The 19,310-nt window shown below is 51.7% G+C and carries 14 protein-coding genes; 9 read left to right on the top strand and 5 right to left on the bottom strand.

Going from position 1 to position 19,310, the window contains the following annotated elements:
• Positions 1-146: 146 nt before the first annotated feature.
• Genes lapD through FDX22_RS02430 form a run of 5 tightly spaced genes read right to left on the bottom strand, consistent with a single transcriptional unit; the run spans position 147 to position 6,780 of the window.
• Positions 147-2,081: a cyclic di-GMP receptor LapD gene (gene lapD / locus FDX22_RS02450; protein ID WP_137362598.1), complete on the bottom strand. Its 1,935-nt coding sequence runs from the start codon at positions 2,079-2,081 to the stop codon at positions 147-149.
• Positions 2,082-2,090: 9 nt separating this feature from the next.
• The gene (lapG, locus tag FDX22_RS02445; protein ID WP_170974770.1) at positions 2,091-2,780 is read right to left on the bottom strand and encodes a cysteine protease LapG; all 690 of its coding nucleotides are present in this window, start codon (positions 2,778-2,780) and stop codon (positions 2,091-2,093) included.
• A 5-nt stretch (positions 2,781-2,785) separates the two neighbouring features.
• A complete protein-coding gene (locus FDX22_RS02440) occupies positions 2,786-3,679 on the bottom strand; it encodes a transporter substrate-binding domain-containing protein (RefSeq protein ID WP_146716665.1) in 894 nt (297 codons plus the stop codon).
• Positions 3,663-4,595, bottom strand: coding sequence for a transporter substrate-binding domain-containing protein (locus FDX22_RS02435; RefSeq protein WP_137399658.1), 933 nt, complete (start codon positions 4,593-4,595; stop codon positions 3,663-3,665). Before FDX22_RS02435 ends, FDX22_RS02440 begins: the two co-directional genes overlap by 17 nt.
• Positions 4,588-6,780 carry a bifunctional diguanylate cyclase/phosphodiesterase gene (locus FDX22_RS02430; RefSeq protein WP_117343167.1) on the bottom strand — a complete coding sequence of 731 codons (2,193 nt, stop codon included), beginning with the start codon at positions 6,778-6,780 and terminating at the stop codon, positions 4,588-4,590. The genes FDX22_RS02435 and FDX22_RS02430 overlap by 8 nt, the downstream gene beginning before the upstream one ends.
• 621 nt (positions 6,781-7,401) lie before the next feature.
• On the opposite strand from FDX22_RS02430, the gene FDX22_RS02425 reads away from it, so the two are divergent.
• The 9 genes from FDX22_RS02425 (at position 7,402) to FDX22_RS02385 (ending at position 19,296) form a co-directional block, all read left to right on the top strand.
• Positions 7,402-9,594, top strand: a complete 2,193-nt coding sequence (locus tag FDX22_RS02425; protein WP_117343168.1) for an EAL domain-containing protein — start codon at positions 7,402-7,404, stop codon at positions 9,592-9,594.
• A gap of 65 nt (positions 9,595-9,659) precedes the next feature.
• Positions 9,660-11,750: a Cache 3/Cache 2 fusion domain-containing protein gene (locus FDX22_RS02420; protein ID WP_146716664.1), complete on the top strand. Its 2,091-nt coding sequence runs from the start codon at positions 9,660-9,662 to the stop codon at positions 11,748-11,750.
• Positions 11,747-12,814 carry a chemotaxis protein CheB gene (locus FDX22_RS02415; protein ID WP_137362602.1) on the top strand — a complete coding sequence of 356 codons (1,068 nt, stop codon included), beginning with the start codon at positions 11,747-11,749 and terminating at the stop codon, positions 12,812-12,814. Before FDX22_RS02420 ends, FDX22_RS02415 begins: the two co-directional genes overlap by 4 nt.
• Complete coding sequence (locus tag FDX22_RS02410; protein ID WP_146716663.1) at positions 12,811-14,223, top strand: protein-glutamate O-methyltransferase CheR; 1,413 nt, start codon at positions 12,811-12,813, stop codon at positions 14,221-14,223. Before FDX22_RS02415 ends, FDX22_RS02410 begins: the two co-directional genes overlap by 4 nt.
• 11 nt (positions 14,224-14,234) lie before the next feature.
• A complete protein-coding gene (locus FDX22_RS02405) occupies positions 14,235-16,352 on the top strand; it encodes a response regulator (RefSeq protein ID WP_146716662.1) in 2,118 nt (705 codons plus the stop codon).
• 22 nt (positions 16,353-16,374) lie between these two features.
• A complete protein-coding gene (locus tag FDX22_RS02400) occupies positions 16,375-16,731 on the top strand; it encodes a response regulator (RefSeq protein WP_135911512.1) in 357 nt (118 codons plus the stop codon).
• Positions 16,732-16,746: 15 nt separating this feature from the next.
• The gene (locus FDX22_RS02395; protein WP_115257615.1) at positions 16,747-18,432 is read left to right on the top strand and encodes a diguanylate cyclase; all 1,686 of its coding nucleotides are present in this window, start codon (positions 16,747-16,749) and stop codon (positions 18,430-18,432) included.
• Positions 18,429-18,953 (top strand): chemotaxis protein CheW, encoded by a 525-nt coding sequence (locus FDX22_RS02390; RefSeq protein WP_096755949.1) that lies wholly within the window; start codon positions 18,429-18,431, stop codon positions 18,951-18,953. The genes FDX22_RS02395 and FDX22_RS02390 overlap by 4 nt, the downstream gene beginning before the upstream one ends.
• Positions 18,937-19,296 (top strand): hypothetical protein, encoded by a 360-nt coding sequence (locus FDX22_RS02385; protein WP_096755950.1) that lies wholly within the window; start codon positions 18,937-18,939, stop codon positions 19,294-19,296. Before FDX22_RS02390 ends, FDX22_RS02385 begins: the two co-directional genes overlap by 17 nt.
• Positions 19,297-19,310: the final 14 nt, after the last annotated feature.

Genomic DNA, 19,310 nt, shown 5'->3' with positions numbered 1-19,310 from the left:
AGCCTGCAGACAACGTAGAAAATGCCCGGTGGCGCAGGCTTGCCGGGCCTACAAAAATCATAACCATTTGATTTTGTAGGCCGGATAAGCGAAGCGCCATCCGGCAAAAGCAAGCAAAACAACGGCGTCCAGACGGCCTGTTTTCATCACAGCGGCGCGGGCTCGCCTAACAGCTGTCCCATTGCGCCATCCACGCCCAGTTCCTGCAACACCTTAAGCTCACCTGCGGTTTCAACGCGCTCGGCAATCAGCGGTAAATCAATACTGCGGGTGGCGTTACAGAGCACTTCAATAAACAAGCGCTTATCTTTTTCTTTGTCGATATGGCGGATATAGCTGCTGTCGATTTTCAGATACGCCAGGCCCCACTGTGACAGATGACCAATCATATCGAAGCGACTGCCGAAGTGTTGCAGGCCCAGCGAGCAGCGATATTGACTTACGGCTTTAACAAACATCGCCATTTGGTTCGGCCCAGGTAGCTGGTTTTCATCCAGCTCGAGAATTAACCGACCGGCCAGCTTTGGTGCGTATTTCAGCGGATTTAACAGGTCGGAAATGGCGCGAGCACTGGTTACTGAACTGCCTGAAATACTCAGCGCTAACTTACCGGGGGCGATTTTCAGCTGATTTAAGGTCAGTTTTAACATGACCTTGTCCAGACGATGGCTCCAGCCAAAGCGGTGGATCCACGGCAGGAAACGACCGGCGTTAATGGTATTGCCCTGCTCATCAACAATGCGCGACAGCACTTTGTAATGCAGGATTTTATCCGGCTGATGACAATCGACCACGGGCTGATACACCAGCTGAAATTGCTGATTCTCCAGCGCGTGCTCCAGACGCACAAACCATAAATGCTGATCTTCGCTCGCTGTGGCGACCTCTGTCGTCGGCACGACCTGGTGGTCGGTATGCGTTTCCGCTTCGACCAGCAGACGATCGGCCTGAATCAACAACGACTGCGGACTGTCTCCGGCGCTGAAGGGCACCATGCTGCAGTAGGCGACCGGCTGTTGATCTGACATTCCGGTGGCATAAAATGCCGTCAGTTTTTGCGTCAGCGAAGTACGCAGTTCCAGCATCTCACCGTGCGTGACGCCGGGGCAGAGCAGGGCGAACTCGCCGCCCCGAATGCGGGCGAGCGTGCTGTCGAGCGGCGCGTATTTGGCTTTGTGTGCATTCAACAGGTTGGCGATATTCAGCAACAGCTTATCGGTATGCGGGCCGCCAAAACGCTGGTTCAGCCCCCCCAAATCCTGAACGCGAACCAACATCAAATAGCCCGGTGCGGTATCCGCATCGCTCAGTCGTGCCTGCAACTGCATATCAAATGCGCGGCGGTTGGCAATACCGGTCTGGCTGTCGAGATAGGCCTCATTGTGCAGGCGCTCGCTATAGATAGCCTGCTCTTCAAAGAGTGATTTCAGCTTGGTCGCCATCAGGTTCATGGCTGCGACGACCCGGCGCAGTTCCGGCGTTTTTGGCAGTTCAGGCAGCGTCAGGAATTCGCGACGGGTAATCGCTTCTGATTGTTTCGCCAGATAGTTAAGCGGGCGCAGCAGTTTACGCAACAGCATAACCCCCGCCAGCAGGCAGGCCAGACTACAGGACAGCATCCACACCAAATTGCCTACAGTGCTGCTCCACAAACGTTGCACTGCAAAGATGGGGTCACTGGTGACCTCCACGCGGGCGGCCTGTTGCCAACCGCGCATAATGGTGGCATTGCCCGTTTGCGGGACCACATCTACCAGATCCACAAACCAGCCGGGTACATCCGGGATCGACGCCGCCGCGTGACGTTCCAGCATCGTTGTACCGTTGGTCAGATCGACGATGCGGATTTTTTGATAGTAACCACTATCAAAAATAGAGCTCACCATCAGCTCGATCATCGCCGGATCGTTGACGTTCGGTGTGAGTGAAACCCCCAGAGCCGTTGCCGCATCCTGGGCATGCGCCAGCAGCTGGTTGTTGTATTGATGGCGGGAGCTTTCCAGCGTCACAATAAAACTGCCGCTGAAGACAATCATCATGAAAAGAGAAATAGAAAAAAGTAACTGTTTAAAAAGTGACACTGACGTTCCCTATTTATCTATCGGGAAGCCTTCTTCCCGCATTTTGGTGAATACTTGCTGCCAGCGAGAAAGTCTCTTGCTGTCCCCAATACGTTTTGTGTTCTGGTTGCCCGGCAGCCACAGGCCGCTATCGTTAAATGAGTACACCGGTAATAAATCCTGACGCTGGCTGGCCGGTGAAAGGGTGTTTGTCAGACTATCGAGAACCAGAGGGATGGCGTCAGGCGTGGCATACCAGGTCAGTACCATATGTGCGCGGTTTAAACGTAGGGCTTTAACGTAAGTGATACGCAGCTTCTCTTCGGAAACACCCAACTGCCGCAGCGTGAAATATTTTGCGATGGCGTAGTCTTCGCAGTCCGCTTTACCCTGGCGCAGGGATTCCACCGGCGTCGCCCAGTAATCGACGTTGTGCCAGACGTCGCTATCCTCGGCGTAACGGAGCTGGGTATTAAAAAACAGATTTACCGCGCGCAGCTGTGTTTGCTCATCGGCATGGCGCAGTTGAATTAAGAGCTTTTGCCAGGCGTTGATGCGCTGTTGTGCCGCAGCGCTGGCGGGGCCATAGAGGACATCGGACTTCTGCATGATGGTGGCAAAATCCCACGCCGCGCGCAGCGAATTGACCATCAATAGCAACAACAGCGCCCCTGGGATCTGCCAGAGGCGAAGTAAGCGAGTGAGTGAACAGACGCTTATTTTTTTCAAGGGTGATGCTGACACGGTGTAGCAGGCTGATTTCCCGTATGTTTACAGGCATAAGGCGCCAGCCATTTTTTGCGCAGCTGTACATTAATAGGGGAAGCGAAAATGGTTTTCAGTGAACTGTCGATGAACGCCACAAACTGCGGATCGTTTTTGCGCATCATAATGGCATAGTGCATATCCGCGCCGATGGTTTCGGCTGACACGCTGAATGTGTCAGGCAGTTCACTCTGATTAATCAGCGGCCAGGCCAGGATATCATCGATAAACAGCGCTGCAGATTCATTCTGCGCCATTTTATTAAACGCCCCGTTTATCGTGGTAGTGGTTATTGTTGAAATATTAAGATGCTGTTCCCGGTTCGCCTTGTTGAATTCCAGCAAATCTTTTGAACTGCCTGTCAGGCTAACCGTTCGTCCTTTTAAGTCAGCCAGGGAATGAATATTGTTTTTACGTAAAGAGATGATGCGCATTTTCGCGATGTAGTAGTTAACGGAAAATGAAACGCTGGAGGTCCGCTCTGGCGCGTTAGTATTTACGCCACAGTCCATGTCTATTTTACGTGTTTTTAATGCAGAAAAGCGTTCCGCAAAATTCACCGGAATATAATGAATGGTTAAGTTATTGAGCTTGAGATACTGCCGCAGTTTGTCCGCAATCAGGTTACACACCGCAATGGTATACCCCGTTACCTTGCCGTTTGGGTCGGTAAAGGAAAACGGCGGCAGCTGGCGATAACCCACGTTCAGTACGCTGCTGATTTGTATGTGTTCCAGCGTGGCGGCATTCTGCTGCGCCATCAACACAGGGGACACGGTGAGGCCAGCCAGTAAAATCAGCCCCTGCGCCACACGTTTTATCCGGGCCATCTCATGCTTAATTATATTTTTCATAATCAAAACCGATCTTCTTTTTTGCTGACGTTAATGCTTTCAGATTATCTGACATGGGAATATTTAAATTGATGGCTTTCGGCGGTATTGGAGACTGAAACCATTTATTGTACAAGGTCGTAAACTCACCGCTGGTCATCAGAGAAGATAACGTGTCATCCACAAAAGCTTTAAATTCTTTATCGTGTAAAGGGAGCAGCAGTCCCGCCGGAAGTGGCGCACTGAGCGCAATACGGGATAGCATATATTCATCCGGGTTGGCGGCCTGCGCAATCATCCCTTTTAATAATACAGTGCTGGAAATCAGCGCCGGATAGGCGCCGCTCTGAACGCCATTGAAGGCGACGTTGTTGTTAGTATCCAACTCAATATTAATGTTAAGCGCGTTGGCGGTATTAATTTTCTGTAGTTGCTCAACGTAAACTGTGCCGCTTTTTACCAGCACGCTGTGCCCGGAAAGTGCTTGTAGATTGCCATTATAATCATTCCTACGCATCACATAGCGAGTGCTGGAAAAGTAAAATGGCAATGAGAATTCGCTAATGCTGTGGCGACCCTTCGAATAAAAAGCCGGAATGCACATGATATCGGCCATGTGTTTTTTAATGAGCACAAACTGAGATGCCGAGTTTGCGCGCACCCATTGCGTTTTCAATGTTTTAAGCTGTAGTTTGGTTTTCAGCGCCGCGACGATATTTTTACAGATATCAATGGAATAGCCAGCAGGTGACGTACCTTCCTGGTACGAGAAAGGAAAGGCATCATCCTGGTAACCGAGGGTGATAGTTTTCATACTGGCAATCTTCTCCAGCGTGCGCTGTTCGGGCAAAACATCCGTCGCGCAGCGTGCAGAGAAGGGGATTAACAGCGCAGCGGCAAGCACAATACGCGTTGCCAAACGCAGGCGATTAGTCATGCATAACCTCTTCTGCAAGGGCTTCATCGGCAAAAGCAGACAACACGTCACGCTCGCGCAGCGGATAGCTGAAGAAATATCCCTGCACATGTTGGCACTTAATTTTGCGCAAAATGTTGCGCTGGAGCGGTGTTTCCACCCCTTCCGCGGTGACGGAGATATTGTACTTTTGCGCGAACTGGATAAGCATCACAATCAAGTACTGGCTGGCATTATCCTGCTCTAATTTATCGATAAGCGTGCGGGCAATCTTGATGCGCGTGAAGGGATAGACCAGCAAATAGTCCAGCGCGGCGTAGCCTGTTCCCAGATCGTCCATTGCGATGTCGATCCCCATCGCGCGGATCTCTTTCAGTACCGGGAGGGCAATAGACTGATCCAGTTTCTCGGATTCGGTGATTTCAATTTCGAGTCGATTGGCTGACAGTTGGCTGGTGCGTAACGCTTCTTTGATGACGTCGACCAGCCCAGGGCTGTGTAGCTGGTTGGCTGACACATTGACGGCAATGCGGATGTGTTCCGGCCATTTTGCGGCGACGGCGCAAGACTGGCGAATGACCCATTCACCTAAACGCACAATCAGGCCCGAGCTTTCAGCAATATTGATAAAGTAATCCGGGTAAATCAGCCCTTTCGTCGGGTGATTCCAGCGGATCAGAGATTCGTAGCCGTGAACCGTTTCATCCTGCAGATTAACGATGGGCTGGTAGTAAAGTTCGAACTGCTCGTTATCAATACCATCAATAATTTCCTGATTAATGAACAGGCTGTGGCTCTGTTTCATCACCATGCCGTCTTCGAAGAAATGGAAGCAACCGCGGCCATGGTGCTTGGAGGCATACATGGCCAGATCGGCATTGATCATCAATGTTGAGGTATTATTGCCCTGATAAGGTGCGCTGGTAATGCCAATGCTGCAACTGATAGAGAACGTGTGGGTGCTCCAGCTAAACGGTGTGCTCAGCGCGCGGAGAATACGTTTCGCCAGCCGGTTCGCCTCTTTAACGGCGTTGTCGCTGACCTGTTGCAGAATCGCAAACTCATCCCCGCCCAGACGTGCCGCCATATCGTTTGGCCCCAGCAATAATTGCAGGCGCTGCGCCACGTTGATTAACACTTCATCGCCGGCTTTATGGCCGAAGGTGTCGTTTACCGGCTTGAAGTTGTCGAGGTCAATCAACAGCAGGTTGAACGGTTTCTCTGCCTGCTGGACTTCACTGACGCGTTTATCCAGCGCCAGTCCGAAAGAGACGCGATTGGGTAAGCCTGTCAGCGAATCATGATGGGCCATATGCTCCATCTTTTGCGACATTTCATGCATGCGCTGTAGATAGCCGCGTTCTTTCATCGCGACGCGCAATTTTTCAATGGCGCTGGCGAGATGTCCAATCTCATCATCCTGGTCAAGATAGGGGGTGACAGAGTCGGTTTCTTCGTGGGCAATGCGGGTAATGGAGTTAATCAGCAACGGAACCGGGCGGAACAGACGGCGCATGAACAGCGTCACCAGCGTCAGAGTTGCCAGTAAAATGAGGACGAAAATGATACTGCTTTTTTTCAACATCGCATCATAGGCAGCGTACAGATCACTCTTCTTACCAATGCTGCTTATCAGGCTGCCGAGGATTTCACCTGAGGGCGTCAGAACAGGGACGGCGCTGATGAAGCACGCTTCGCCGTTGATCTGGGCAAATCCGATATAGTCATTGACCAGCACATCACGTGGCAAACGCCCGGCGAAGGAGATTACCCCGTCGCCCTCTTCAGACTTATTGTTGATGCCCACGAAACCTTTATCGGGCGTATACAGGAACATCCAGGTGGGATTGTGCGTTTGCGCTGAGGCTAGTGCCAGAACGTCTACCGGGTTGTAGCCGGTCTGAATAATGGAGTCGGTATCGCCAAGCTGTCTGTCCGAGACAATACGGGATATTTGCCCCGTGTCGCGGGTTTCAACCGAAACGGTGGTATACACGCTGCGGATGATGTAGGTCATGATCTGGGCGTTGGCTTCTGCTCTCTGTACCCACTGCTGATAAGAAAAGTTGTCGATCAGGCTCCAACTGGTAAAGGCACCAGCACCAAACGCAATAATGATCCCCGCCAGCAAAAACTGTGTTATTTTGCCGGTGATCGAATGTTGCCATCCTTTTATTGCCTTTAGGGAAAACAGAGACGTGGCCACGGATTCTTTTTAATTCCTGAAAATACACATATATGCTGAATTAAATTTCTTTTATGACTTAATGAAATAACAGTATGGGTATTTTTGTTACAAGTAAGTAGATGAAAGGTGTGAAACTCTCAGGTACAACATTTAATTAACACTGGAGCTGAATAGCTAACGATAAAATAACGGTGTATAAATATAAGGATCGCTGTACATTTCGTCAACAGATAAAAATGTACATTAAAACACAATTTCATTCAGTGGTGATGTGTCGTATTAATGTTGACATTAATGCCTGTAAGGAATGTTTTTTGTACACACGTTAAAGATGTGCGATGGATACGCTGGCGGTGCTGTGTTTTTACACTATTAATCAATTGATTAGGTGGCTTATTAACTGGTGAGATAAAAATAAAAATATCATGATATGTCCATTTTTATCTATAAATGATGGTTTATTTTCTGATGCGATATGAATAAGATGCACGCTTCAATGTAGAACCTTTTTTATTTTCTCAGTGTGCGGTTAATGTCATCAATTTTACAATGGTTAATGACTGGCCCAAATGGATTTGTTTGCGACATTAGAATCTGGATTAAAGTCCTATTGGTATAGTGTATAGCGGATAAATTGATTTGGACGCAATAATAAATACAAACACTGCAAAAATCACTCGTGAATGGTGTCTGCCGCTTGCTATTCCTGGCCTTTTTTATCCACTGGCACACTATCTTAACGGTTACTGCATTCTTAATAATACTCTATTAACCGTTTACGATCTCAAATTAGCCGTATTTTCCGCCGCATTGGTTCTCTTTGGTTATCGGGTTCTGCCGGGGATAATGCTGTTTCTGGCGGTGATGTTTTGGGTTGGTCCTGTAGGCGAACACGTGGATGCGTTGTGCCTGACGGCGGCATCGACGCTGAGCTATGCCATTTATCGTAAAGTGACGGGCAGACGCAGTAGCGCCAGCTTTAGCCGGATCACCATCAGCCTGAATCGTATGATTTGGCTCTGCGGCTACAACATTTTGCTGTATCTGCTTTTCAGCAAAATTTTCGCCTTTGTGGTTCCCCACAGTCAGCGATCGGATGTGGCGAACCTGCATATTATGAGTCTGGAAATGCTGGTGCGTGTCCAGGGACTTGCTAACGGTTGCCTGACGGGGATCCCCTTTTTCTATAAAGCATTTCGCATCCTGCGCCGACCGTCCTGGTTGTTTACCTTTATTAAGTCGATCGGCGAACAATGCAAAGGCAATGTCACGGTATACGGCGTCATGGCGTGGTGCACCGTGCTTATTGGTCTGATGCTATGTTTAACGTCGCCCTATAACTCGAATATTTTCTTCTCATTCTACAGCCTGATCCTGCTTTTCCCGTTGATGCTGTGGGGAGCTATTAAGATTGGCCACTCATTTACGATGCTAGTGTGGACGGTGGTATTAATTATTCTGGGCAAGCATAACGATAATTATATCGCCAGCGATGAGAGTTTCATGCTGCACCAGGCTATGGTTTCAACGCTTATTTTTATCTTTTCACTCACCATTGTGATTATGGGCGCGCTGGCAAAATTTACCCGTCAACGATTTAGCCAGGCGCTGGTATTAGGTCTGACCGACCCGATGACGGGCATGGCAAACTTGCGTGCGCTGAAGACGGAGCTTTTTACGACCGAACATGCGACGGTGTGCCTGATTCAACTCCCCGAACTGGAGCTTTTTTCCCGCCGCTACGGTTTTCATTTTCGTACCCGTTATCAGAAAATTTTGGCTGAGCATTTGCAAAAGCACTTGGTCGAAAGTGAGAAGGTCTATTATCACGCCGGTTATGATCTGCTGATCAGGCTGGAAAATTGTACCTGGGAGCGGTTGTGTGATTTATACCAGGCTGCTAACGGTTTTCGCCTTTTTCATAATAATCAGCGGCTGGGGTTTCGCAGTGGTTTGGGCTATTGCCTGATTCACGATGTGAGCGATGACATCTATCAGTTGGTGGGGAAACTGGGCATGGTCGCGGGGTTGTCTCTGACCAACGGCAGACCCGAAAACCTGGAAACGCAACATAGCCGCATGCTTGGCAACCATATTGTGGATAAAACCGATATTCGCACGGCGTTGCAAAATGCGTTGGATAACAATGCGTTTGTGCTGATGGCCCAGCCTATTGTCAGCACCCAGGGCGAAGAACACTATCATGAAATATTGATCCGCATGTTAAACGATAAGGGTGAGTTTATTTCGCCAAACAGTTTCCTGCCGGTGGCGCATGATGCGGGGCTGGCACCGGAAATCGATTTATGGGTCATCGAAAATACGCTCAAAGCCATGTGTCACCATCCACAGCGTTGCTTTTCTATTAACCTGGCACCGGTGACGGTGTGTCGTTCAAATATTGTCTCGAAGATCACCCAGCTCTTACAGGAATACGCCGTCGCGCCGCAGCGAATTATTTTTGAGATTACCGAAGCGGATACGCTGTCCGATAAACAACAAACCGTAGAAACGCTGCGTTTAATTCGCCAGTTAGGCTGCCGGGTGGCGATTGATGATTTTGGTACCGGGTTCGCCAGCCATGCGCGTTTGATGAATATCGAGGCGGACATTTTGAAAATTGATGGCTCGTTTATTCGGCGGATCACGGAAAGTGAAATCAGCTACTACATCGTTGAATCATTCTGCCGCGTTGCCGAAATGAAAAACATGCAAGTCGTCGCCGAATTTGTGGAAAACGCCAGTATTCAGGCATGCCTGGAGCAAATGAACGTGGGGTGGTTGCAGGGATATCACATTGGTAAGCCGACACCGCTGCTCACGCTGAAATAGCGTGGCGCCAGCACAATTCTGACTCAAAAAAAGAACAGCGCCTTCTCAGACAGAGAATAAAAAATATGAGTGACATGATTAAAGTAAAAGAACGCCCGGCGGCCATATCTTCAGACGGACCCACTGCACGAGTGCTCGCCTGGCTGCACAGTATTCACCTGGGTGTCGCGATGAAACTCGGCATGATTCTGGTGGTGTGCATTGCCACGCTGCTGATTGGCGCCTCTTTTATGTTATCGAATTATCTGTCCAGCGAGCTGCAGGTCAATGCGCTGGAAATGATCAAAACCAACACCCGTATTTTCCATAATAGTATTGCTAATGAGTTCCAAAGGGTTACCCGGGATGCGGAGCATTACAGTAATGTTTATATTAACAATTACCAGAACGTGGCGGCAAAACCGCTACGTTACATGGACTCTACCGAATTAAAAGCGGTTCTCAGTAACACGAATACCAATGCACATTTCACCGAATTAACCAGCGTCTTTGCCAGCACGTTTATTCTGCAGGGCGAGCAGTTTGTTCGTGTCAGCAGTACGTTGCTGGCCAGTTCAGGTAACACGGCAACGACAACGGCACTGGGGCGCGATAATCCGGCATTGCCATTACTGCTGAAAAATAAACCGTTTTCTGGCGTGGTCACGCTGTTTGGTAAGCAGTTTATTAGCCACTATGAGCCGATTGCCGATAAATATGGTCAGGTGATTGGTGCCGTGGCGGTCGGGTTTGATGTCAAACAGACCCTGCAACCGATCATCAGGCACTTACTCGATGTACATATTGGTAAAAATGGTTATGCCTACGTGCTGGACGCCGGGTTTGATCCCGGACGTATGCTGTCGCATCCTTCGTTGGCAAACCAGCAGGTGGTGAATATTACTGACGCCAACGGTTATAAGCTGTTTGCCGATATCCTCGAACATAAAAATGGCATCACCTACTACAACTGGGTGAGTGGTTATGGTGTCGCACCTAAGACCAAAGTTGCCGTCTATGAGTACATTGAAGGGATCAACTGGATCATCGCCACCACCAGCTATGTGGATGATGTCGCCAAGAGCAGCAATCTTGTGCGCAATGGCCTGTTGCTGTTCACCGCGTTGCTGTTACCCATCATTTTATTGCTGATTGCGATTGCCAGCCGCTTCCTGATTTCACGCCGTCTAAACCGCGTGCTGAGGATTGCGCAGACCATCGCGGAAGGTGACTTAACGGTGGATGTGCAGGTGGATCATCCTGATGAAATTGGCGAACTGCTCGGCGCGGTAGAAATGATGCGCCAGCGCCTGCACTCGCTGGTGGGGGATATGGTGTCTCATGCGAACTCAGTGCACCAGGCATCATTGCACATCACCGAGGCGGTAGACGGCCAGGCCTCAACCAGCGTGGAGACCTCATCTTCGGTGGCTGAAATTACCTCCACCATGGAAGAGCTGTCGGCCTCTTCCACCCAGATAGCCGAGCATTCGCGGGCGGTGGTCGATATTGCCAACCAGACGCTTGAGGATTGCAATAAAGGATCGGATTCGATGTCGCAGCTGCTGATGCGTATGACGGATATCGACAACGATAACCAACAAAACATGCGTGAAATCATGATGCTCGGCAACAAGTCGACGGAAATCAGCCGCGTGATGGTGATTATTAACAGTGTGGCGGATCAAACCAAACTGATCGCCTTTAACGCCGCGCTGGAAGCGGCCAGCGCCGGAGAAGCCGGGAAACGTTTCTCCGTGGTGGCGGCTGAAATCCGTCGTCTGGCGGATTCAGTCACCGAATCGACGGTTGAAATCGAGAATAAAATTAGTGAAATCCAGAACGCGATTAATCGCCTGGTGCTGAACGCGGAAAAAGGTGGCGAGAGCATAAAATCGGGGACGAGGGCGTGTCAGCTGAGCGCTGAGCACCTGAATGATATCGTCGTTACCGCAGAGCAAACCTCTACGGCGGCGCTGCAGATCTCGCTGTCTACCCAGCAGCAGAAAACCGCCAGCAATCAGGTGGTCATGGCGCTGCGTGAAATTGTTGTCGCCAGTAACTACACGTCGCAGTCGATCAAAGACATTCTGATTGTGAGTCAGGATATGACACAGTTGTCGAAGGCGCTGAAAGAGGCCTCTGCATCATTCACCCTGATGGATATGGATGCATGAGTAGCCGCGGTATTCGGGTACTGATCCTGGATTTGGGCAGCGTGTCGCGCAACCAACTGGTCAAGCAACTGGAAGATCATCCACATATTTCGGTGGTTGGGCAGGCGGCCCATCGCCGCCAGGCAATGCGGTTGTTGCAACAGTTAGGGCCTGATCTGCTGATCCTTACGCTGGAAACGTCGACCGCCGATAACGTCGAGATCGTTGAAACCATCATGGCGACCAGCGCAATCCCTATCCTGGTCATGCATTTTGGTGGTGAAAATGCAGGCGATGAGGATTACATCTCTCGCGGGGCGCTGGCGGTGTTGCACTATAACTACGACTCCCCACTTGCCACCCGGACGCTGCATCGACAGGTGGAACTGCTGGTGGGCGTGAAGGTCATCCGTCATATCAAGGGGTTACGCTACCCTGCAGAACCGAGTGTGTCGGGCACGCGTTTGGCAATGGAAACGGTTGAGACCACGGCCGACTGGCCCTATGTGCTGGCGATTGCCTGTTCGACCGGTGGGCCGCAGGCGCTGAGCAAACTGTTGCAGGATTTACCCGGTACGTTCCCGTGTCCGGTACTGATTGCCCAGCACATTGCCGATGGTTTCGCCAAGAACATGGTGCACTGGCTGGACAGCGTAACCGATCTGAAGGTACGGCTGGCGCAGGATAATGACCCGGTGGAGGCCGGAAATGTCTATATCCTGCCACCGGAACAGCATCTGATCGTCAAAAGTAACCAACGGCTGGCGACGGTTCCACGACAAGAAAGCGACGTGTATCACCCCAGCTGCAATCTGTTACTGGAGTCGGTCGCTGAGGTGTTCCGCGAAAAAGCGGTCGGGCTGATCATGACCGGGATGGGCAGCGATGGATGTCGCGGCATCGAGCTTATCGTCCAGCGTGGTGGGCGAACGCTGGCGCAAGATGAAGAAAGTTCGGTGGTCTTTGGTATGAACAAGAACGCGATTGATAAGCAGCTCATACACCGCACGATCCCGCTGAATGGCCTCGCGAAGGTGCTGCTTTCGATGGCAGGTCACGGGCATTTCGAGAGTACATTGCCATGATACCCAACCTTCCAGAATATGCCCGCTTGATCAAAGAACGGGTGGGTTTGCACTTTGATAATGCGATGGAAGCGCTGCTGAAATCGGCGCTGAGTCAGCGCATGGCTGAGCGTAATATCACTGATTACTATGAATACTATGAAAAACTGCGGCTGTCGCAGGACGAGTTTGATCGCTTTATTACCCTGATTACGATTAATGAAACGTATTTTTTCCGTGAAAGCGACACGCTGGATTTAATCTGCGAAAAATGGGTGCCGCGCATCATGCAGCAGCGTAGCGGTCCGGTGCGTATTCTTAGCGCAGGGTGTTCATCAGGGGAAGAAGCCTACTCGCTGGCCATCAAACTGCATGAAAAGTACCAGGATGGGATGGCGGAACGGGTTGAACTCTACGGCTGTGATATTGACCCGGCAATTCTCGCGAAAGCCAGAAATGCCAGCTATTCCAGCTACTCGTTTCGTGGCGTCGATCCGTTAATTCAGCAGCGCTATTTTACCCGTACGGGAAACCAGTTTCGGCTGCATGACGCCATCCGTGAAAAAGTGTCATTCCACCGCACCAACATCATCAAAGAGCAACTGCTGCCGGAAGTGGACATTATTTTGCTGCGCAACGTGTCTATCTATTTCGACACGCCGACCCGCCGCGAGCTGCACGCAAATTTGCAAAAGATGCTGCAGCCGCACGGCGCTCTGTTCTTCGGCAACGCAGAAACGCTGGCGAACAATTTCGATATCCTGAAGCTTGAGCAGGAAGAGAGCATTTTCTATTTTTGCCACCACGCTGAATCTCCTCGGGTAGTGCCAACACCACGGGCTACGCCGCGCGTGACCGTTACCGCCCCCGTTGTTGCCGTCGAGCCTGCCGCACCCGCGACGCTTAAGTCTGACGACTGGCTGAAAAAGTCGCGTGCCTGCCTCGATGAAAAACGTTTTTCCGATGCTGAAAAGTGCATCGCCTGCGTATTACGCAGCGATCCAGGCCATCAGGATGCGCTGCTGATTCAGGGCGTGATTGCGCTTGAGCAGAGAGAGTTCTCGCAGACCACCGGCAATGCGCAAAAGATCCTCGCCCAGGATGAATGGTCGGCAGAGGCAAAAATGTTGCTCGGTCTGGCGATGATGTGGCAGCACCAGACGCAGCAGGCGATTGCCTGGTTCAAACAGGTGGTTTATCAGGAACCGGGTTACTGGCCCGCGCATTATTATCTGGCCGAAATGTATCGCCAAAGTGAACTTCACCAGCCCGCGCAGCGGACTTATCGCGTGGTGATGCAATTACTTAACGATGAAATCAACAATCCTTCAACGGTGTGTCGTCTACGTTTGCCGATGGTCTTTCCCGGCACGACGTTTCGCTTTCTGTGTGAACATCAACTGGCGCAATTCGCCCATCAAAGCGGGTAATAAGAACGATTATGGCTATCGATCTGAAAAAATTCGTTCTGCGTTTTATTGATGAAGGGAGAGGTCATTTGCAGACGCTCAGCGAGGGGGCCTTTCTGCTCTCCGCTGGGGAACATACTGATGCCGGGATCGGTGAGATGTTTCGCGCCGCGCATACCCTGAAAGGGGGCGCTCGGATGCTGAAACTGCAAAGTATCGCCGATGTCACGCATCACCTGGAGGACGTCCTGAGCGAACTGCGGGAAAAAAAACTGACGCCGGACCGGGCGCTGGGCAACCTGATTCATGAAGCGGTGGAGTATCTCTCAAACCAATTGACCCAGCTTTTTGTTAGCGCAGGGGATAACCAGCTGCCGCCTGCGGATGCGGGGCTGTGTGAACGTCTTGCCTGTGCGAGCCGTGGTGAAGCCGCTACGTTGGCGGTGGAGGCGGTTATTCACGCGGACAAACCCGCGCCGTCGATTACCGTGGACGGTGGCATTAAGCAGGCTGACTTCGTGCGCGTTAAGCTCAACAAGCTGGATGATCTGATCGACATTCTGGGGGAAGTGGTCGCCGGTCATGACCGCCTGGAACAGCAGATACAGAACCTGAGTCACATTGTGCCGCGGTTGTTAGGGCTAAGCGCAGAGCAACTTCGTCAGCAGATCCGCGATTTCAGCGCCCAGTTAAAAGAGAGCGTACAGGTTCAGCATTTGCAGATGTTTGAACTGTATGACGTGGCGGCGCGGATCCGCATGCTCCCGCTTTCCACGCTCTTTGAGCCGATTTCATTGCAGGTGAGTGAGCTGGCCTCCACGCTGAATAAGCAGGTGGTCTGCCGCTTTGTGGGCGGGGAAGTGGAGATTGACCGCCAGCTTATTGACCGGCTATCGGAGTCGCTGACGCATCTACTGCGCAACGCGGTCGATCACGGCATTGGTGACATTGATGAGCGGTTGGCGCTCGGTAAATCCACGCGCGGTACGATCACCATCACTACCCAGCAGGATGGCAGCGGAATATTACTGCGGGTGGAAGATGATGGCCGTGGGCTGAACTATCCGGCCATCAGCGCGAAGGCGGTCAGTAGAGGACTGGTTCCCGCGTCGATGGCCGGGCAGCTCTCCGAGCAGGAGTGCAATGAACTTATTTTTCATCCCGGTTTTTCAACCAGCAAAATCGTTTCTGAACTGTCCGGTCGCGGCGTCGGTCTTGATGTGGTGCGCAAAACGGTGGTAACCGATTTGCAGGGGGATTTGCAGGTGTACAGTCGGCAAGGTGTCGGAACGAGTTTCACGCTGCGTCTGCCGGTATCACTGACAATGATGCGTATCCTGCAATTTGAAGAGCAGGGACACCTGTTTGGGTTGCCCGCTCAGTACGTGGTTGAGGTGGTGGAGTACACCCCGGAAGGGATCAGCGATATTGCCGGACGCCCGGCCATTATTTTGCATAACGAGTTTATTCCGGTGGTTTGCGCAGGCCTGTTACTCGGTATACACGCACGTCAGGGAAGCCGTTCTCCGGCGGGGCAGCGCTTAATCATTGTGCAGAATCAGTACAGCAAGATGGCGCTGCGGGTCGATAAGTTGCTCGATGAGCGCAAGATGATGATCAAACCGCTACCGAAGCATATGCAACAGCAATCGCTGGTATCCGGAATGGTCCAGACGCCGGAGAACCAGCTGGTCAGTATTTTACAAGTTCCGGCGTTGATGGCGATGGCGCAGCAATCGCGACAAACCAGTACGCCCGTAAAACCGGTGAGCGTGGCGCAAAACGCCTGGCATGTGCTGGTGGTTGATGACTCGCTGAATACCCGCGAGATAGAAAAAAATGTACTGGAAGCGCACGGCTATCAGGTGACGCTGGCGGAAGATGGGCTGTCAGGCTTGCAGAAAGCGAAACTGACCCAGTTTGATGCGGTCCTGACGGATGTCGAAATGCCGTTTATGGACGGTTTTACCTTCACAAAATCGCTGCGTGGCGAGAAAAACTACCAGCACACGCCGATTATTATCGTGACCTCCCGCGCCAAGGAAGAAGACCGGCGGCGCGGTATTCAGGTAGGCGCGGATGCCTATATTGCCAAGGGCGATTTCGAGCAGGACAGCCTGATAAAAACCTTAAAAATGCTGTTGTGCTGAGGGCACAACACCGAGAGAGACGATGCGAATTTTATTAGTTGATGATGATCTTTTTGCCGCTGAACTGGCATCCGTCTTCCTGGAAATGGACGGCTACGAGGTGGTGATTGTGGAAAGCGCCATCTCTGCCTTAGCGTGCCTGGATTCGGATAAAACACTCGATCTGGTGATAAGCGACCTGCATATGCCAGAGATCAGCGGGCTGGATCTGCTGGCGCTGCTGCGTGCCCAGGGCTGGTCTAAACCGTTTATTTTGCTGAGCGCCAATGAAGTGACGGCCAGCGATGTGCCGTATGATCGCTGGGTGAAAAAAGATGAAAATCTGGCGGAAAACCTCGGCGCCGCGGTCAATGCGCTGCTGCAGCCTGCTACTGAATAAGTCAAAAACCTCACGATGAAACAAGAAAATAAGCACCTTGCTATGGCTGCCGCTCAGGAAAAAATCTCACGGCTGAGACAGGGGTTTTTACGCCGCATTCCCGATATGCTGGCACAAGCGGACAGGCTATTGGTGCAACTGGTCGCCGAACCCAGCGAGGTTTGTCGTAAACAGCTGCATATTTTGCTGCACAGTATTCACGGGTCTGCCGGGTCTTTTGGCTTTGCTCCGCTCGCTACTGCCTCCGCGGAAGGTGAGCGATTACTCACCGAGCCGGAGCAATGCACATTACATTGCGATGAGCTGCGGAGGATCCTCCGTTGGCTGTATACCCTGACGCAAGAACAGCTCAGTCTTGAGCATCGTATCAGCGACACAGGCTTCAAATTACCGAACCCTGAGGAGCGTCCAGAGGAGGCGTTTGTCCGCCGTACCAGTAAACCGATCTACCTGTGCGATGATGACCTCGATCAGGTTGAGCTGCTCGCCACCCAACTGCGCTGCTTTGGTTTTACCTGCCATGTCTTTGCGAATACCGAGGACTTTACCCAGGCCGTACTGGCGCAACCGCCTTCCGTGGTGATCATGGATGTCAGCTTTCCGGACAACGCCTACGGCGGCCCGCTGACCATGTCGGATCTGAAAAAGAAAGTTGGCACCGCTTTCCCGGTGCTGTTTCTCTCCTGTCACAGCGACTTTACGGCGCGTATTAACGCCATAAAATCGGGCTGCGACGGCTACTTTGTTAAACCGGCGTCTATCACCGATTTAGTGCAGGAACTTCACCGCTTAACCCAGCCGTCGCTAAAGAAACCCTATCAGATCCTGTTGATTGACGATGAGCCAGCGGTCGCGGAATACAACGCGGAAATGCTGCGGATGGCGGGAATGGACGTGCATGTGCTGGAGAAACCTCAGTATTTGCTGCATGTGCTGAACGCCCAGCCGATTGATCTGGTACTGATGGACTACCACATGCCTGAGTTTAGCGGCGTGGATCTGACCAAACTGATCCGCCAGATCCCGCAGCACATTGGCCTGCCGATTGCCTATCTTTCCAGTGAAACTAATAAGACGGCGCAGTTTGGCGCCATGAGTATTGGTGCGGAGGACTTTATCCTCAAACAGGCCGATCCTCAGGGATTGATCCATGCCGTGTCGATCCGAGCGGAAAGAATGCGCACCCTGCGCGCCCGGATGTCGCAGGACAGTTTGAGTGGGTTATACAACCACTCGACGACCACCCACTTTCTTAAAAGCGCGATCGCCGAATCTAACTACAGCGGTAAACCGTTCTGCATGGTGATGGTGGACCTGGATCATTTTAAAAATATTAACGATACCTACGGCCATGTCGTCGGAGACCAGGTGATTGTCGGCATCTCGCAGCTGTTTTCCCATCGTTTACGCAGCACCGACATCGTGGGCCGCTACGGCGGGGAAGAATTCGCCATCATCATGCCGAATACCACCAGCGAAACGGCAGCCCTGGTAGTGGAACGTTTACGCAAGGATTACGAGCAGGTCGCGTTCTCCGTTAATGATACCTATTTTCACAGTACCTTCAGCGCTGGTATCGCGCAGTGGCAGTTTGGCGATCGTATTGAAACGCTGCGTGAGCGTTCCGATCAGGCGCTGTATGCCGCCAAGCAAAAAGGCCGCAACACCTTCTGTATCGCTGAAGAAAAGGAGAGGGCATGAGTCCACAACTGGAGCAGATCCTGGCGCTGAATCATGGTGAGAAACCCGAGTGTGAAAGCGTCGATGAGCCGCAGTGCACGCTGGTGTTATTTCAGCTGGCGGATAAAAACTTTGCTTTCTACGGCGCGCAGATAAGAGAGATCCTCGCAGAACGTCCTATCTCGTGGGTACCCTGTTGTCCGCCGATGCTTGAAGGCGTGATCAACTATCGCGGGCGCGTGGAGTCAGTCATGAGGCTGGACGGCCTGATTGATAACCCCGTGGCTAACGCCCTGGGAAAACGGACTATCCTGATTGGCTGCGGTGAGAGGATGCAAAGTGGCATCCTGATTGACAGATTGATTGATGTTCTTGAGGTGGTGGAAAGCCAGATTCATTTACCCGGTGATTCGCTGCCTCCGGCGCTACAGCCGATTGCGGTCGGGGTGGTCAAGGTGGGCGACACCTGGTTCACCCTGCTGGATCTGAATCTGGTATTTGACCGTTATCAGGAGACCTGTGGTGATGACGCAACCCGTTAACCTGGCGGCCGTGCGCATCCGCATGGGAACGCAGGAGTTTTACATTCCCGCAAGCCAGGTCCGTAACTGCTCGCGGGTGACGCACGTTTCACCGGCTATCCCGCGCTTTAGCCAGTGGCTGGGCATTGCCGATGAACCGCCAGAGGGCGGACATTTGCATTTTTTTGTTCCGCCAAGTGGTGTTGATACTGGCTGGTACTTATGGGGGCAACTGGAGAATGTCATGCTCTCCAGCGACATCATTTTTGCGCTGCCTCCGCTGCTGGCTCACAGTTGTCGCCTGCCCGCGCTACGGGCACTGGTGGGGCGCGAAGCGCTCAGCCCGCTGTTGAGCTGGGGCTGATAAATTAGCGCTTT

The sequence above is a fragment of the Citrobacter sp. TBCS-14 genome, assembly GCF_005280805.1.
Classification (GTDB): domain Bacteria; phylum Pseudomonadota; class Gammaproteobacteria; order Enterobacterales; family Enterobacteriaceae; genus Citrobacter; species Citrobacter gillenii.
Note: the sequence above shows the minus strand (reverse complement) of the source record. Positions and strands in the feature narration are given on the sequence as shown.

Bases quoted from the DNA above. Each gene is read 5' to 3' on its own strand.
- FDX22_RS02390 (WP_096755949.1), top strand. From the start codon at position 18,429: ATGAGTCCACAACTGGAGCAGATCCTGGCGCTGAATCATGGTGAGAAA.
- FDX22_RS02400 (WP_135911512.1), top strand. From the start codon at position 16,375: ATGCGAATTTTATTAGTTGATGATGATCTTTTTGCCGCTGAACTGGCA.
- FDX22_RS02410 (WP_146716663.1), top strand. From the start codon at position 12,811: ATGATACCCAACCTTCCAGAATATGCCCGCTTGATCAAAGAACGGGTG.
- FDX22_RS02420 (WP_146716664.1), top strand. From the start codon at position 9,660: ATGAGTGACATGATTAAAGTAAAAGAACGCCCGGCGGCCATATCTTCA.
- FDX22_RS02405 (WP_146716662.1), top strand. From the start codon at position 14,235: ATGGCTATCGATCTGAAAAAATTCGTTCTGCGTTTTATTGATGAAGGG.
- FDX22_RS02395 (WP_115257615.1), top strand. From the start codon at position 16,747: ATGAAACAAGAAAATAAGCACCTTGCTATGGCTGCCGCTCAGGAAAAA.
- FDX22_RS02415 (WP_137362602.1), top strand. From the start codon at position 11,747: ATGAGTAGCCGCGGTATTCGGGTACTGATCCTGGATTTGGGCAGCGTG.
- FDX22_RS02385 (WP_096755950.1), top strand. From the start codon at position 18,937: ATGACGCAACCCGTTAACCTGGCGGCCGTGCGCATCCGCATGGGAACG.
- FDX22_RS02440 (WP_146716665.1), bottom strand. From the start codon at position 3,679: ATGAAAAATATAATTAAGCATGAGATGGCCCGGATAAAACGTGTGGCG.
- FDX22_RS02435 (WP_137399658.1), bottom strand. From the start codon at position 4,595: ATGACTAATCGCCTGCGTTTGGCAACGCGTATTGTGCTTGCCGCTGCG.